At 35.4% G+C, this 14563-nt stretch carries 16 protein-coding genes; 1 reads left to right on the top strand and 15 read right to left on the bottom strand.

The genetic code is table 11. From position 1 onward, the window contains the following. Positions 1 to 9: 9 nt before the first annotated feature. The 14 genes from NZ853_10860 to NZ853_10925 all read right to left on the bottom strand — a co-directional run bounded on the left by NZ853_10860 (position 10) and on the right by NZ853_10925 (position 12059). The gene (locus NZ853_10860) at positions 10 to 651 is read right to left on the bottom strand and encodes a hypothetical protein (GenBank protein MCS7206186.1); all 642 of its coding nucleotides are present in this window, start codon (positions 649 to 651) and stop codon (positions 10 to 12) included. Then, complete coding sequence (locus tag NZ853_10865) at positions 648 to 1253, bottom strand: hypothetical protein (GenBank protein MCS7206187.1); 606 nt, start codon at positions 1251 to 1253, stop codon at positions 648 to 650. Before NZ853_10865 ends, NZ853_10860 begins: the two co-directional genes overlap by 4 nt. Before the next feature lie 14 nt (positions 1254 to 1267). Next, positions 1268 to 3121: a GAF domain-containing protein gene (locus tag NZ853_10870; GenBank protein ID MCS7206188.1), complete on the bottom strand. Its 1854-nt coding sequence runs from the start codon at positions 3119 to 3121 to the stop codon at positions 1268 to 1270. Between the two features lie 7 nt (positions 3122 to 3128). Further along, positions 3129 to 4403, bottom strand: a complete 1275-nt coding sequence (locus NZ853_10875) for a hypothetical protein (GenBank protein ID MCS7206189.1) — start codon at positions 4401 to 4403, stop codon at positions 3129 to 3131. Positions 4404 to 4491: 88 nt separating this feature from the next. Next, positions 4492 to 4893 (bottom strand): ATP synthase F1 subunit epsilon, encoded by a 402-nt coding sequence (atpC, locus tag NZ853_10880; protein MCS7206190.1) that lies wholly within the window; start codon positions 4891 to 4893, stop codon positions 4492 to 4494. Between the two features lie 43 nt (positions 4894 to 4936). Further along, positions 4937 to 6364: a F0F1 ATP synthase subunit beta gene (gene atpD, locus NZ853_10885; GenBank protein MCS7206191.1), complete on the bottom strand. Its 1428-nt coding sequence runs from the start codon at positions 6362 to 6364 to the stop codon at positions 4937 to 4939. Between the two features lie 15 nt (positions 6365 to 6379). Further along, positions 6380 to 7243: an ATP synthase F1 subunit gamma gene (gene atpG, locus NZ853_10890; GenBank protein MCS7206192.1), complete on the bottom strand. Its 864-nt coding sequence runs from the start codon at positions 7241 to 7243 to the stop codon at positions 6380 to 6382. Positions 7244 to 7254: 11 nt separating this feature from the next. Next, the gene (gene atpA, locus NZ853_10895) at positions 7255 to 8796 is read right to left on the bottom strand and encodes a F0F1 ATP synthase subunit alpha (protein MCS7206193.1); all 1542 of its coding nucleotides are present in this window, start codon (positions 8794 to 8796) and stop codon (positions 7255 to 7257) included. Next, positions 8786 to 9346, bottom strand: a complete 561-nt coding sequence (gene atpH, locus NZ853_10900; protein ID MCS7206194.1) for an ATP synthase F1 subunit delta — start codon at positions 9344 to 9346, stop codon at positions 8786 to 8788. Before atpH ends, atpA begins: the two co-directional genes overlap by 11 nt. A gap of 12 nt (positions 9347 to 9358) precedes the next feature. Beyond that, the gene (gene atpF / locus NZ853_10905) at positions 9359 to 9880 is read right to left on the bottom strand and encodes a F0F1 ATP synthase subunit B (protein ID MCS7206195.1); all 522 of its coding nucleotides are present in this window, start codon (positions 9878 to 9880) and stop codon (positions 9359 to 9361) included. Between the two features lie 40 nt (positions 9881 to 9920). Next, positions 9921 to 10208 carry an ATP synthase F0 subunit C gene (atpE, locus tag NZ853_10910; GenBank protein MCS7206196.1) on the bottom strand — a complete coding sequence of 96 codons (288 nt, stop codon included), beginning with the start codon at positions 10206 to 10208 and terminating at the stop codon, positions 9921 to 9923. A gap of 23 nt (positions 10209 to 10231) precedes the next feature. Continuing rightward, positions 10232 to 11296, bottom strand: a complete 1065-nt coding sequence (gene atpB / locus NZ853_10915) for a F0F1 ATP synthase subunit A (protein ID MCS7206197.1) — start codon at positions 11294 to 11296, stop codon at positions 10232 to 10234. Next, the gene (locus NZ853_10920; protein ID MCS7206198.1) at positions 11293 to 11670 is read right to left on the bottom strand and encodes a hypothetical protein; all 378 of its coding nucleotides are present in this window, start codon (positions 11668 to 11670) and stop codon (positions 11293 to 11295) included. Before NZ853_10920 ends, atpB begins: the two co-directional genes overlap by 4 nt. Further along, positions 11670 to 12059 (bottom strand): hypothetical protein, encoded by a 390-nt coding sequence (locus NZ853_10925; GenBank protein MCS7206199.1) that lies wholly within the window; start codon positions 12057 to 12059, stop codon positions 11670 to 11672. Before NZ853_10925 ends, NZ853_10920 begins: the two co-directional genes overlap by 1 nt. A 96-nt stretch (positions 12060 to 12155) precedes the next feature. On the opposite strand from NZ853_10925, the gene NZ853_10930 reads away from it, so the two are divergent. Continuing rightward, entirely contained in the window at positions 12156 to 14018 is a 1863-nt protein-coding gene (locus NZ853_10930) for a DUF115 domain-containing protein (GenBank protein MCS7206200.1), read from the top strand. Here NZ853_10930 and ruvA read toward each other — a convergent pair. After that, a complete protein-coding gene (ruvA, locus tag NZ853_10935) occupies positions 13967 to 14560 on the bottom strand; it encodes a Holliday junction branch migration protein RuvA (GenBank protein MCS7206201.1) in 594 nt (197 codons plus the stop codon). The two genes, NZ853_10930 and ruvA, sit on opposite strands and share 52 nt — an antisense overlap. Positions 14561 to 14563 lie beyond the last annotated feature (3 nt).

Below are 14563 nucleotides of genomic sequence, written 5' to 3' on the forward strand. Positions count from 1 at the left end.
ATCCCATAATCAAGTAAGTGCTTCTACTTCTTCGGCTTTTGGTTTTCCAAAGGAATAAATCCCTTTTTTATCGCGAGACTTTAGGTCTATGCCAGGATAGATTTTTATAACTTTAAAAATGAATTTCATTTTCTCGTCTCCAAAACTATCATAGAAATATTTTACCGATAGTTCGAATTCCACATAATGTATAGGTCGATTATTTTGAATAAAAGCAATTATCCGAATATACGCGGGATGACCAATGAATTCTCGACTTTCAACAGTAACAGCTTCATTTAAAAATGAGTAGTTTGTTGTGTGTGGAGCTTTCCAAAACACTTTATTTTTTGCATGAGGTTTAAAAGTTAGTAGGTATTCTTCCAGTCCTTTTTCTTTTTGGAAATGTATTTCTAAGTGAGGTTCTTCAATCCCCTTCAATCGTAAAGATATATCCGATTGGAGTAAACCGATAAAAACACTTTTCCTTCGAGTATTGTTATCAATCACAATCTCTTTGACGTCTCCAACTAATGGCGGAGGTGATTGTAAATCCAAATATAGCTTTCTTGATGGTGAATAAATAAAAACATAAAAACCATAACCAACAATAACCAATGCCACAAAAAGAATAGAATAAAAAACCAATTCAATATAAAAAGGGATAATCACTGCTTTAAAGAACGTTTGATGTATTCAATAGCTTTCTGTTTTGATTGTTCTTCTGTTAAGTTGGGATCCTTTTGGATAATCCACTGCATTCGAATGTAAAATTCATCAATCTGTTTTTTTTCATCATTGAGATAACGAAATCGATATCTTGAGGCATCATCCATGAATAGCTGGAGTGCTTGCTTCATCTTTGGAATGAAGTTAGGGTGATAATGTAATTTTTCAATACTTCCTGAATGAGGATTTAGCTTGACCTTCAAAACCCCTTCGAAATTCCAATCTTTGAAATTCAATAATTGATCATATTCACGATATTTTTTTAATTGTTCTTGATCTCCGACAGGATCAGGTATGACTTCGAATTCTTCTATGTATCCTATTTGTTTATATGTATATTTATCATTCATGATCAAAACTCTTATCGCTTCCTCTTTAAGTTTATTACTTAAATCAAGAAAGTAAGGGTGTTCGAAAATTTCACTTTTCGAAGTTTCTGTTTCAATTTTGGAGGCAATTTCTAAAGACGTTTCATCTTTTTGTGTAGTTTTACAATAAATACTCACATTGAAAAAGATAATGATTCCTATTATTTTCCATTTCATACTACGTGAATTAATTATATATCCAATAAAGCAAGTATCTTTTTAATATTATCTACATCCGTTGGATACGTGTAGATTTCATAAGTAAAGATGGGTTCAATGGGAGATTCTAAAAAAACATTCTCTTCTTTGATTGTTGTAATCAATTTTCTTAGGAACATTTGTGCATCTTTTTGGGTATGATTTTCTAATAGAATTATCAATCTACTTGAAGATAATCTAGAAAAAAAACTTTGTTTATTTAAACTTTTTCTGATAGTGTTTATGAATTTATTCAAGATTTCTTCCAATTTTTTGACTTCATTTACTGCCATTAATCGTTTGATATTTTTGATTTTGAAATCCACTATCGTTATAGGAATTTGTAGTTCATCTGATTTTTGGATTTCTTTCTCCAAGAGACTTTTTATAGGACTAAATGTATCTTTAAGAACTAAATCCCTTTCTTTGAAAAACAGAAGATTTGAAATAACAGGTGCGATAAACGTAGCAAAATACAATAACCATGAAAATTGATTCTGATTTTGTGTTCGGGAAAACTTGTGAATTATCAACATTCCTATCAGCCAATTTTGATGAATTATAGGAACAATAAGAAAACTTTCCATTAGAGCAATATCTTCTTCAGAATAATTATCAATCACATCTTGATGATTTTTAAAGTCTTTCAAATCATATACTTGATTCAAATTAGATACCAAATTCACTAAATCACTTTGAAATGATAAATCAAATTTTTGCAAACTAGTTAGAGAAATGTTCTTACCAGAAAATAATTTATATGAGTTTTGATCAGTATCCAATAAAATGAATGAAAACATGGAAACAGAGAAATTCGTTTCTAAAAATGACTGAATTGCATCAAAAACTTGATCTAAATTCTTAAATGAAGTTATTTCTGTTGTAAATTCTAATAAGTTTTTCGTGTATTCATTGAATGCTTTTGTTTCTTGGACATATTCATAGAATTCAAAGTTCTTTTGAAGTTGCTTTAACTTGGAAACACTCAGCTTTATCAATATCCTCAGAAATTCCAGATCATCTAATATATAATCATTTCGATCTAAAGGATTTGATATAAAGAAAATAGCAAAGATACGTCTCTCTGCATCCATCACATCCATCAAAGGAAAATAAATAACAAAATCATTAAAGATATTTTGAAAGTCCTTTAGTTTCGTTTGAAGGGTATTAAGTTTCTTTTTTAACGAATTCAAATAGAAAATTTCACCTTGTGCTTGTGGAACACTTTTACATTCTTTGATAAAATCATCGTCATAATTCAGCTCCAATGAGATTTCTTCATAACCTACTTGGATTATTGAAGAAAAAGATGGTTGATTTTCTTTAAATACATTTTGATTTCCAAAAACTAAAATAGATCGAGTTCCTAACTGTTCTTGAATACTAAAAGAGATGATTTCCAAAACTTCTTCATAATTTTCTAATTCTTGAAGTTCTTCTGCAAAGTCAAAAAGAGATAAGTAGTAATCGATTCTTTTCTGACCAGCAATGTGAATTTCTTCAGGAAGAGTTAATACTTCTTCCTCTTCTTCAAGAATTCGACTGGGTAATGTTTCGTCCTTGGATTTTTGAGATAGCTCTTGATGGATTTCTTTTTCCCATTCTTCAAATATATCAACTTTGGGAGGTTGTAATTCTAATAGCTCTGGATCCTGTTTGGTTTTTTGATCGTCGATTTTATATCTCGGTAAATCAATTTTTTCATTGAATAGTTCCCGAAATTTCTTTGCCTTTAAATAAAGGCTTTTAGGTTCTTCTTCTAATTTTTTTCGAAATTCTATAAGTTTGTGGTATAAGCCCCGCTTTTCTTTTTGAAAAGCTAAAGCTTTTTCGAAAAGTCCCATTTTAGTTTTAGTTTTCGGGTGGATAAATTCCTAAAGTCTCAATCACTTTTTTATATAAGTTAAAATATTCGGAACGGCTAAACTCTTTGATTACATCGTCAGGCAGCTTATCAAATAGAGTATCCAAGTATGCAATGATCTTTTTTAGTTCTTCTTTTCGTATGCCAGTTTCACTTTCTATCTCGTCTACTAGGGAACTTCTATCTTTTATTTCTTTTTCTTGAATTCCTTGATCAAGTGTTGATTTTACTTCATAAATTTCTGGCTCTGGTACTACTACTTGATCCAAGTCTCCTTTAATTTCTTCTATAATGTCTGTTAGTTCATTGTCTGTAAGGGCTATTTTTTCTTCATCTTCTACAATCGGTTCCGGAACTTCGATGGTTTCTAAATCATCTTTATATATTTCATCAACTTGAACGTTTTCTTGTTGTTCTACTTCTTCATGAAGTTCTAAAGCTAAATCCTGGAATTCTTCACCTGACACAATTTGATCAAGTTCTTCAGGTGTAAGTGAAATAGACTCATCATCATCAATAGAAACGTCTGAAAGTTTAGGCATTTCAAAATCTTTCTCATCCAAATTATTGGCTCCCTGATTTTCATAGATGGGCTTTTCTTCATCCTCTAATACTATTTTGTTTACTAATTCTTCTTCTGGAATTTCAGGTTCAGGGACTTCAAGCAAGGGGAGGTCCTCATTCGTTTCTTGTATATCATCAATCTCAAAATCCTCTGGAACTTCTGATAGAATATCATCCAACTCATTTTCACTTAGACTAATAGGCTGCTCTACTTCATCAATTTCTGTTGTTTCATTTGATGTTTTTAGAGGTTTTAAATTAGATTCATCCATTTCTTCTAAATCGATTTCAATAGGCTCTGGGAGTTCCACAGACTCCTTTTTTTCTAATGTATCACTTATTTCTAATTCGGATGAGTAATCTCCATGGGAGTCTTTATCTAATTCAGACCCTATTTCTTTCTCAGAAACTTGATCTATCGACTCAAGTTCCAAAATCTCATCTAATTCGTTACTCGTAAGTGCTACAGAACCAAAATCTTCATATTCCTCTTGATTCTCTTGTTCTAATAAAAGTTCATGATTAGCATTAACATCATCAGAGTCAGATTTCACTTCATAATCATAGTCATGAAGCTTATTTACAGATTCATCTAAATCTATATTTAGTTCATCATCCAAAGTAAAATCAGGTAGATCAAGGGCTTCTAAATCAAAATCTATGTCTTCAAATTGCGATGAACTTTCTTTTTGACTCATATATTTTTTACATTTTCGGTTTTCTTAGAAAGAAAAATGACTTTTCTACCTGATAGAAAAAAATAAAAAAGAGAAGAAATAGTCAAGATTAATTTTCTTGTATAAAAGATAATTTTTTTCTTAGAGCGTCAAGCTTTTGTAATTTTAATTCTATTAGTTCGCTTCCGTGAGCTTTGAGTTTTTGAACTTCTTGGAATTCTTTTTGAATCTGTTCTTTTTTGAGTTCTTCTTTTTTGTATGCTTCGTTGGCTAATAAAGTGACTTTATTTTTTCTTACCTCGAGAAAACCACCATCAATAAAATATACTACCTTTTCTTCATCAGTGGTAATAACAACTTTACCAGGTCCTAACTCAGCTATGACATCAACATGATTTTTTAAAATCCCAGCTAATCCATCAAACAAAGGGATAATCACACTCTTAACACTTCCTTCGAATATGGGTCGATATGGTGTAACCAAACTTAAAAATAATCCTTCTTGTGTCATATCCTGTTCCTTTCAGAAAAAGAAAAGCCGGATCATCGGCTAATTAAACTTGAACTCCCATTTTTTTCGCATTTTCAATCACATCATCAATTGTTCCTGTCATGTAGAATGCTTGTTCTGGGATGTGGTCGTATTTACCAGAGATAACTTCTTTGAAGGATCGAATGGTATCCTCCAACTTCACATAAATCCCTTTTCTACCAGTGAATTGTTCAGCAACATGGAATGGTTGTGATAAGAACCTCTCAATCTTTCTTGCTCTTGCCACTAAAATTTTATCATCTTCTGAAAGTTCATCCATACCTAAAATAGCAATAATATCTTGTAGGTCTTTATATCTTTGTAAGATTCTTTGAACCTCTCTTGCGACTTGGTAATGTTCCTGTCCTACAATATGAGGTTGTAAAGCTCGGGAGGAAGAATCAAGAGGATCTACAGCCGGGTAAATTCCTTTTTCGGCAATGGCTCTACTCAATACAGTTGTAGCATCCAAATGGATAAAAGCTGTTGCAGGCGCTGGATCCGTTAAGTCGTCTGCTGGAACGTAAATCGCTTGTACTGACGTAATGGAACCTCTTTTTGTGGATGTGATACGTTCTTGGAGTTCCCCCATTTCCGTTGCCAAGGTTGGCTGATAACCCACAGCTGAGGGCATACGACCCAACAAGGCAGAAACTTCAGAACCCGCTTGGCTAAAACGGAAGATATTGTCAATAAAGAGTAAACAATCTACCCCTTTTACATCACGTAAGTATTCCGCCATTGTCAGGGCACTCAGACCAACACGTAATCTCGCACCAGGCGGTTCATTCATCTGTCCATAGCACAAAACAGTTTTACTGATAACGCCTGATTCTTTCATCTCCAACCAAAGATCATTTCCCTCACGGGTTCTTTCTCCCACACCTGCGAAAACAGAATATCCTCCATGTTCTTTTGCAAGGTTGTGGATTAACTCCATGATGATAACGGTTTTTCCTACACCAGCTCCACCAAAAAGTCCAGTCTTACCACCTCTTGTATAAGGTGCAAGTAAATCAATCACCTTGATGCCAGTTTCAAAAATTTCAACCTTCGGTTCAAGATCCATCATTTTTGGAGCTTCTCTATGGATTGGCCAATATTCATCTGCTTGAACTGGTGGTCCGTCATCTACGACTTCGCCTAAAACATTAAAAATCCTTCCTAACGTCACATCCCCCACAGGAACACTAATAGGGGCACCCGTGGCAATTACTTCTTGTCCACGAACTAATCCATCAGTTGATGAAAGTGCTACAGCCCGAACACGTCTTCCTCCCAATTGTTGTTGAACCTCTGCTACTAATCGCTCCTTTTTACCAAAACGATCCACAACCATTTCCAAAGCTTCGTAAATTTCTGGGATCCGATCATTCTCGAAAGCCACGTCAATAACAGTTCCAATAACTTGTGTGATTTTTCCATAGGATGGTTTATGTTTCACATTCATATTACACCTCTTCTTTTATTGTATAGCATCAGCACTGGTTACGATTTCTGCTATTTCTTGAGTAATTTTTCCTTGTCGTTTTCGGTTATACATCCTTGTTAAAATTTTAGTCATATCTCCTGCTGCATCGGATGCGGATTTCATGGCAATCCTTCGATAAATTTGCTCGGATGTTGTTGCCTCTAACATCAGCTTATATAAGGAATACTCAAGCATATAAGGAATGATCTTTTTGAGGATTTGTTCTTTCGAAGGAAGAAATAGAGTGTTCGGTTCGACCCTTTCTTTTTTCTCGGCTGTAATCATGGGGAGTAATTGCTTGACATCAGGTTTTTGGGAAGTTGAAGAATAATAATGGGTAGAAATCACCTCCAAAACATCAAACTCACCCTGAAGAAATGACATCATCAACTCATTCATGATATTTTTCGCATCCTCAAAACGTATTTTGTCCTCATAGTTTGGATATACTTTATCCACTGGGATACGAACAAATTTAAAGTAGGTAGCTCCTTTTTTGCCCATTACGTAAATCCGAAGATTTTTTTCTTTTTCTTGAAGTTCTCTGATTCTTTGTCTTGCTAATCTCAAAACATTGGAATTGTAAGCTCCACATAATCCTCGATTAGCAGTGATGATAAAGAGTAAATACGTTTTGGGATCTTCTTTGGGTTGTAGAAAAGGACTATCCACATTCCCCACCATCTGGGATAAGTTTTCCATGATTTCGAAGATTTTCTTTCCATAGGGTTGAGACTCATGAACGCGCAACATCATCTTTCGTGATTTAGCAGCTGAAACCATCTCCATCGTTTTGGTGATTTTTCGTATGTTCTTTACGGAGTTGATTCGCTTTTTGATTTCTTTTAATCCTGCCATAGTTTATCCCTTTAAGAAGCTTTTTTGGTTCGAATATCAGCAGCTGTTCCACTCAAATAAGAATTCACAAAATCCATGATGGTGTTTTCTAACAGTTTTTCATCTTCAATAATTTTCTTTTCTGCAATGGACTTGAGGATTTCTGGATGGGCTTCTTTTAAGTGTTTAAGAAGGAGTTTCTCTAACTCACGAATTTTTGGGACAGGTACTTTATCGAACAATCCACGTGTCACAGCAAAAATCACAACGACTTGATCTTCAACTGGGTAGGGATCAGACTCATCTTGCTTGAGGATTTCCATCACTCGATAACCTCGATCCAACTGAGCTTGGGTTGCTGGATCCAATTCTGTTCCTAATTGAGCGAAGGCTTCCAAGGCTTTGAATTGGGCTTGATCCAGACGAAGGCGACCTGCCACCGCCTTCATGGCTTTGATTTGAGCATTTCCACCTACACGACTCACGGAAATCCCCACATCAACCGCTGGTCGTTGCCCTGCCGCAAATAAACCTGGTTGTAGATAAATTTGTCCATCTGTAATCGAAATCACATTCGTTGGAATATAAGCTGAAACTTCCCCTTCTTGAGTTTCCACGATAGGAAGAGCTGTTAACGAACCTCCTCCGTATTTATCGTTCATTTTTGCTGCTCGCTCCAACAACCGGCTATGGAGATAAAAAATATCCCCTGGGTAAGCTTCTCGTCCTGGAGGTCTACGTAAAAGCAAGGACATTTGTCGATACGCATTCGCTTGTTTCGATAAGTCGTCATAGACTACAAGCGTATGTCTTCCATGTTCATACATAAAGTACTCCGCCATTGCGCAACCTGCATAAGGTGCTAAGTATTGCAGTGGCGCAGGATCTGAAGCGGAAGCATTTACAACGATTGTATAATCCATAGCACCATATTGTTTTAATTTTTCCACAACAGCTGCTACTTTGGAGGCTTTTTGCCCGATAGCCACATATACACAAATCACATCTTGTCCTTTTTGATTGATGATGGTATCTACAGCAATGGCGGTTTTTCCTGTATTTCGGTCTCCAATGATCAATTCCCTTTGACCTCTTCCAATGGGTATCATGGAATCAATCGCTTTGATCCCGGTTTGTAAGGGAATTTTCACGGGTTCTCTCGTTACAACCCCAGGAGCTATACGTTCTACTGGATAGGTCATGTCTGCTTTGATTTCGGGTCCACCATCTAAGGGTCGTCCCAGAGGATCAACCACTCTACCAAGAAGGGCATTTCCAACAGGAACTTGGAGAATTTTTCCAGTTCGTTTTACCTTCATTCCTTCACGAAGTTGCTCATACTCTCCTAATACTACTACACCAACAGAGGATTCTTCTAAGTTAAAAGCCAAACCTATAGTTCCGTCTTCGAATTCCACCATTTCGCTTGCCATTATATTTTCTAAACCATAGATTCTTGCGATCCCATCACCTACTGAAATTACTTCTCCGTATTCTGTTAAATCCAATTGTTTTTCGAAGCTTTGAATTTCTTTTTTCAATAAATTAACTACTTCATCGACTTTAATCTTCATATACAACTCCAGTAAGTTTTGTGTTTTTTAAGTTTTTATAAATGACCTTCAATTTCGTATTAATGCTGTCATCAATTTCATAACCTTGAGACTGTATAATTATACCACCAATGATTTCTGGTTTGGTAATAAATTCTACATCCACATTTTTTTTGTAATAGTGACTGAGTGTTTCTATGATATTCTTTTTTAACGACTCATCCAATGGAATAGCTGTGATTACCTTCACTGGAATGATGTTCATCATTTGATCGTAGTATTGACGATAGATATCTAGGACTTCTTCAAGAAATATCATTCTATCGTTTTTTGCCAAAACACAAAGAAAATTCAGTAATACCTCAGGTAAGAGTTCCTGAAAAGTTTTTTTAATTACATCAATTTTCCAATTTCTACTAATGGCAGGATTGTAAAAAAAATTTTCTATTTCTCGGTCTTTTCTGATGACTTCTACAACCTGGGATAAATAGTCAATGGTTTCTTGTTCTTTCCCTTGAGTGAGTTCTAATAAAGCCTTTGCGTAGGAATCTGGGATTTGTTCGAATATCATAATCTACCCCAATCAGTTTTGCGATGACTTTAACTCTCTTAAAGTTTCCTCCAGCAACCTTCGATGTTCTTCGGGTGTTAACGTTTTGTGGATGGCTTTTCTTGCTATTTCCATAGATAACTCTATGGCATAGTTGTGAATTTCTTGGATGGCTGATTCTTTAGCCAAGTTGATTTCTTTTTGAGCTCTTCTTCGTAATTCTTCGGCTTCCACTTTTGCCTTTTGGACGATTTCGTTTTTGAGATTTTCTGCATCTTTTTTGGCTTCTTGGATGATTTCTTGAGCTTCTTGCTTGAGGTCTAGTAATTTAGTTTCGTATTCTTGGAATTTCTGTTCAGCCTCAATCCGAAGCTTTTCTGCTTGTTTGATGTTATTTTCAATGTATTCAGCTCGCTGATCTAAGGCAACAATGATTTTTTTCCAAGCAAATATGTATAAAAGAACGGCTACCAAAATAAACGTAAAGGTTGTCCAAATCACTAAACCGGGATTCATTTCCAAAAGAGCTATTCCACCTGCTAAAAGAATCTTCATGATTATCCTCCTTTTTCAATAAAGAAATATACAAACCGGATTATTTTCCGGTTTGTTGTTCAACAACTGCAGGTTTTTCTGCGTATTTTAGCATGATTTCGTCGGTGATCTTTCCACCCAATTGAAAAGCAATCACAAGAGCAAAGAGAGTCGCACCTTCAATTAAGGCAGCAGAGATAATCATAGCAAGTTGGATTGCTCCCGCTGCTTCTGGTTGTCTACTGATGCTTTCTGCTGCTGAGGAACCAATTTTACCGATTCCATAGCCAGCTCCAATTATCACCAAGCCTATTCCTAGGCCCACTCCAATGAATGCCAAACTTATCATCGTTTCCTCCTTAAAAAAGTGCATTAATGCCTATGCATGCTTAACCCGATGAAAATAGAAGACAATAAAGTAAAAATAAATGCTTGTAGGAATGCTACAACGAATTCCAAAACATACATAAATGACATACCAAAAACAGAAAGAAAAGCCACAAACACCGCCAAAAGGGTCCATTTTGAAAATTGAAAGATAAAACTTGCAATCACTAAAATCACCACGTGTCCAGCGGTCATATTGGCTAAAAGCCGGATCATCAAAGCAAAACCTCTAGCAAGAGGTGCTACCAAAAACTCAATAGGCCACAACAAAGGATATAACCACAAGGGAACTCCCGAAGGAACTGCATGCCAAATGAATTGTATTCCTTGATATTTAAACCCGGCAACCCAAGTGAGAATTGTGGTCATGGCAGCTAAAGTAAAAGTGACAGCAATATCACCAGTAACAGTAATTCCGGGCCAAATCGCAAGGATAGGAGACGGCAAAACACCTACCTCGTGGGGATGATGATGCCCCGTAATGGCAGAGTAGATTTTTTCGGCAATCTCACCAAAAGGTGGGAAGAGCCCCAACAAGTTGCTAAACAGAATAAAGAAAAAAGCTGTGAGAATGTATCCTAAAAAGAAATTGCTGGGATGATGCATATTAGCTTCAGCGATATCATGACGTACAAACTGAAAAAGAACTTCAACCAAATTTGCAAAACGTCCTTGAATTTTGTAGGGATTTTTGGCAATTTTATTTGCTGCTGTGATAAAAATCACTAAAAGCAAAATGGCAACAATCCACATCATCACCACACGCTTTGTGATGTGGAGGGGGATTCCACCTTCGTATTTGTATAATCCTTTTTCATCACGAAATATGTATCTACGATATGGGTCCTTATCGAAACCCGGTTCACCTTGATAAACCTTTCTTCCACCGATTTGAAATTCAAACAGGGGTTCATCCATCAAGTGGTGGGTAATCACTTCATCCAGCGTAGGTTGGTGCCAATGGGAATGACTTTCTTTCTCTTCGCCACCGAAAAGAGAAACACTAAAAAAAAATAATAAAAAGAATAGTATAATTTTTTTAATTTTCATAAATTTAAGTATGTTTTTTTACTACATAGTAAAATTGCAAGCTTAAAAAGGAAGTAGACAATCAAAAAAATCAAAAAATAGTAAATTGGCAAATAGGTATTGAGGATTTGAGAATATATCATGAACAAAAATGCGAACAAAAAATGAACAAAGATTTCTACCTGAATGGGAATCAGACTCTTGGGATCGTTTTTTCGATAATGACGAATAAAAAACCAATAAAAAAAAGGAATTGTTGCTATCACATAAACGAAATTCAAAACCAAAAACCGATAAACCCCCAAAGTAGTTGTTTCATTTCCAAAAATCAAAAAAACCAAAACCCAAAAAACAGGTAAACTCAACCAAATAGTATGAACCCGACAAAGTTTCATTATTTATTTTTTTTTATAAATTTTTCCAAATGATTTTCTGTTTCTTGGATTTTCTTCTGGAGTTCTTCCATTTTTTGTTGGTAGTCTTTTTCTCTGCGGAAGAGAAATCCTCTGATTTCTTGTTTTTTTAAATCCTTGAGGGATGCAGAGCTCAGTCTTTTCGAACGTTGATATAAAAAATACATCCCCAAAGAAAACCCCACAAGAACCGACAAAATCAAAACAAAAGGACTCCCATCAAACACATACTTTTGAAGCAAAAACCCAAAGAAAAAAAACAAAATCAAAAAACCAAGAAACTCAAACACAATCGAAAAAAGGATTCCGATAAACTGCACGGGATGAAGATGAACTTTATTTTCTTTTTCTTTAAGATTCTCGTTTTGCATGTTGGATGTTAACTTAAACCATCGATATTTTTTGTAGGATCAGTTTTGCAAGTTAATTTTCTTTATGAAAATTACAAAAAACTATGAGAGTTTTATATGAATGATTTTATTTTAAGCCCACTTCCAAAAGATTTCTTGGAAGATCAAAAAGAAGTCCTTTTTGCACGAAAACCTTATCTTAGAGTTCTCTTACCCCAATGGGAAAAACAAAAAAACAATCTTTCTTTCCACAAAGCTGAGCTAAAAGGTTATTATCTTTTATATAAAAATGTTCCCCTTTCCTCTACCAAGAATCCCATTCAAGAAATGGAAAGACTATCAAAACAACTTTTAAAGTTCCAAGAAAATCGGATTTGGTTTTTTCTGGGACTGGGAAACTTATATTTTTTTGACTACTTGTTAAAACATCGAAATCCCAACCAAATCACCATCATCATTGAACAAAACGAAGAAATTTTAGGTTTTTATTGGAATTATAGTTTGGGGTTTCATGAGTATTTGCTGAGTCCGAATTGTCATGTCATCACCGAAAAGAACCTCCAACTTCTTTGGGAGTATTTATATCAATTATCACCGGAGAAAATACGGGGATTTCGGTTTTTTCAGCACCTTCCGTCAGTAAATCTCAATCGTTTGTTTTATCAAAACATCATGCAGAAAACTTCAGTTTTACTTAAAAGCCAGTTATCGAGTTTACTTACGACTTTCGAGTTCGAAAACCTTTGGTTTCAAAATATCCTCAACAATGCCATGTATCTTTCCCGAGAACAAAAACACAATCGCTTAATTTTTTACAAAAATGCTCTGCCATTTCCTTTTGTGATCATTGGAGCGGGTCCTTCCCTCAAAGAAAGTAAATCCGTCTTAGAATCCCTCCAAAATAAAGCCATACTACTGGCAACAGATGCTTCTTTGAAGCCACTTCATCAGATGGGCATCCAACCTGATTTTGTGGTTCTTTTGGATGGGCAAATCCACACTTATTTTCACTTTCGGGGTCTGAAGCTCGATGATACTTTGATTATTGCTGACCTCGTGGTTCATCCTTTTCTTTTAAGAAAACTTCGTCCTCTGGGATGGATTTTTTCTTCTACGATTCAATATGCGTTTCAGCCTGATGGAAAACCGATTTCTTTCAAAACCAAAGGAATTCAATTCGTTGAATCTCTTTTATCCGAGGAGGTGGGAAGCATCCAATCAGGAGGTTCGGTTTCTACGAATGCTTTTGAAATTGCTCGATTTTTTGGTTCAAAAACCATCTTTTTGATTGGACAGGATTTAGCATGGACCAATAGACAACTTCACTGCGTAGGAACCCATCACTACGAAAAATGGCAAATCCTCATCCATCGCACTCACACATTAGAACACCAAAACGAAATTCTCTTTCAAAAACGAATCAAAACAAAGGTCCCCGGAATTAGTACCCCACAAACCTACGGAGATGTGGTGATGGATTTATACCGACTTTGGTTCGAAGAAACTGCCGTAGAATTACAAAACCAAGTTCAAATTTTCAACCTCACGAAAAGAGGATCAAAGATTCAAAACATTCCCATGTTAACAGAAAAAGAATTGAAAAACTTCCCCGAAATTGACAAATCAAAAGTAAAAGAGATTTATAAATTTTTTAAAAAAAATCCCATAAAGCCCAAACTTCATCCAGAGATAGAAATTTTAGCAAAAGAAATCCATGACCTATTAAAACCCTACAAACCTTCAATGAGTCTTGATCAACAAAAAGAATTCTATCAGAGGTTTCAAGAATTAGCAAAAAACTATCAAGATTTAGAAGTGTTTACCCACAAAGTGGAAACCTACATCCAACGAAATCAAAAAAAACTCACAGACGAAAAGATCACCAAGCTGCGATATGAAAACCTACACAAAAATCTTCGTAAATTCCTTCAATCTTTGATGATTTTTAGTGTTTCTCGAATCCAGTCTGAGGCGGTTTGAGGAAGCTCCTTTCTTGCTTGGATTTTTCGGATTGCCTCTTGGATTTGTTTTTCTTTGTAGCCCAAGTTTTTTAATCCCGAAATCACATCTTCCAAAGGAACAGAGATGGGTTTTGAGCCATCACGAAGTTTTTGAAAGACGGCTTTTTTTCGGTTGACCTCGAAAATCAGAGACTCAGCAATCGAAATTCCAATTCGTGGGATTCTGGTTAAGGTTTCGATATCGTGTTTTTCGCATGCATCCAAAAGTTGATCTACATTTAGATGAGAAAGTAAACTCAAGCCCAAAGAAGGTCCAATGCCTTTTAATGAAATCATGATTTTGAAGAGCTCCCTCTGCGTAAATTCCAAAAACCCATAAAGCCTTTCGAGCTCCCCCTGGTTGTAGTGGTAAATATAAATCTCCCAGACTTTTTTTTTGTTTTTTTGGATTTCTTCGATGACGTTCAATGGGACATGAACCTCATACTCAACTGTGCCAGTATCGATGTAAATGGTTTGAACATCAACTCGAGTAACTTTTCCTTTGAGCTTGGAGATCATTTA

It is taken from the genome of Leptospiraceae bacterium, assembly GCA_025059995.1.
In the GTDB taxonomy this organism is placed as follows: Bacteria; Spirochaetota; Leptospiria; order Leptospirales; family Leptonemataceae; genus SKYB61.

What these genes read in the sequence shown, in the direction of transcription:
- atpE (MCS7206196.1), bottom strand. Translation starts at nt 10,208, where the DNA reads ATGATAAGTTTGGCATTCATTGGAGTGGGCCTAGGAATAGGCTTGGTG.
- ruvA (MCS7206201.1), bottom strand. Translation starts at nt 14,560, where the DNA reads ATGATCTCCAAGCTCAAAGGAAAAGTTACTCGAGTTGATGTTCAAACC.
- atpF (MCS7206195.1), bottom strand. Translation starts at nt 9,880, where the DNA reads ATGAAGATTCTTTTAGCAGGTGGAATAGCTCTTTTGGAAATGAATCCC.
- atpC (MCS7206190.1), bottom strand. Translation starts at nt 4,893, where the DNA reads ATGACACAAGAAGGATTATTTTTAAGTTTGGTTACACCATATCGACCC.
- NZ853_10865 (MCS7206187.1), bottom strand. Translation starts at nt 1,253, where the DNA reads ATGAAATGGAAAATAATAGGAATCATTATCTTTTTCAATGTGAGTATT.
- NZ853_10925 (MCS7206199.1), bottom strand. Translation starts at nt 12,059, where the DNA reads ATGCAAAACGAGAATCTTAAAGAAAAAGAAAATAAAGTTCATCTTCAT.
- NZ853_10930 (MCS7206200.1), top strand. Translation starts at nt 12,156, where the DNA reads ATGAATGATTTTATTTTAAGCCCACTTCCAAAAGATTTCTTGGAAGAT.
- atpH (MCS7206194.1), bottom strand. Translation starts at nt 9,346, where the DNA reads ATGATATTCGAACAAATCCCAGATTCCTACGCAAAGGCTTTATTAGAA.
- NZ853_10920 (MCS7206198.1), bottom strand. Translation starts at nt 11,670, where the DNA reads ATGAAACTTTGTCGGGTTCATACTATTTGGTTGAGTTTACCTGTTTTT.
- NZ853_10870 (MCS7206188.1), bottom strand. Translation starts at nt 3,121, where the DNA reads ATGGGACTTTTCGAAAAAGCTTTAGCTTTTCAAAAAGAAAAGCGGGGC.
- atpA (MCS7206193.1), bottom strand. Translation starts at nt 8,796, where the DNA reads ATGAAGATTAAAGTCGATGAAGTAGTTAATTTATTGAAAAAAGAAATT.
- atpD (MCS7206191.1), bottom strand. Translation starts at nt 6,364, where the DNA reads ATGAATGTGAAACATAAACCATCCTATGGAAAAATCACACAAGTTATT.
- NZ853_10875 (MCS7206189.1), bottom strand. Translation starts at nt 4,403, where the DNA reads ATGAGTCAAAAAGAAAGTTCATCGCAATTTGAAGACATAGATTTTGAT.
- atpB (MCS7206197.1), bottom strand. Translation starts at nt 11,296, where the DNA reads ATGAAAATTAAAAAAATTATACTATTCTTTTTATTATTTTTTTTTAGT.
- atpG (MCS7206192.1), bottom strand. Translation starts at nt 7,243, where the DNA reads ATGGCAGGATTAAAAGAAATCAAAAAGCGAATCAACTCCGTAAAGAAC.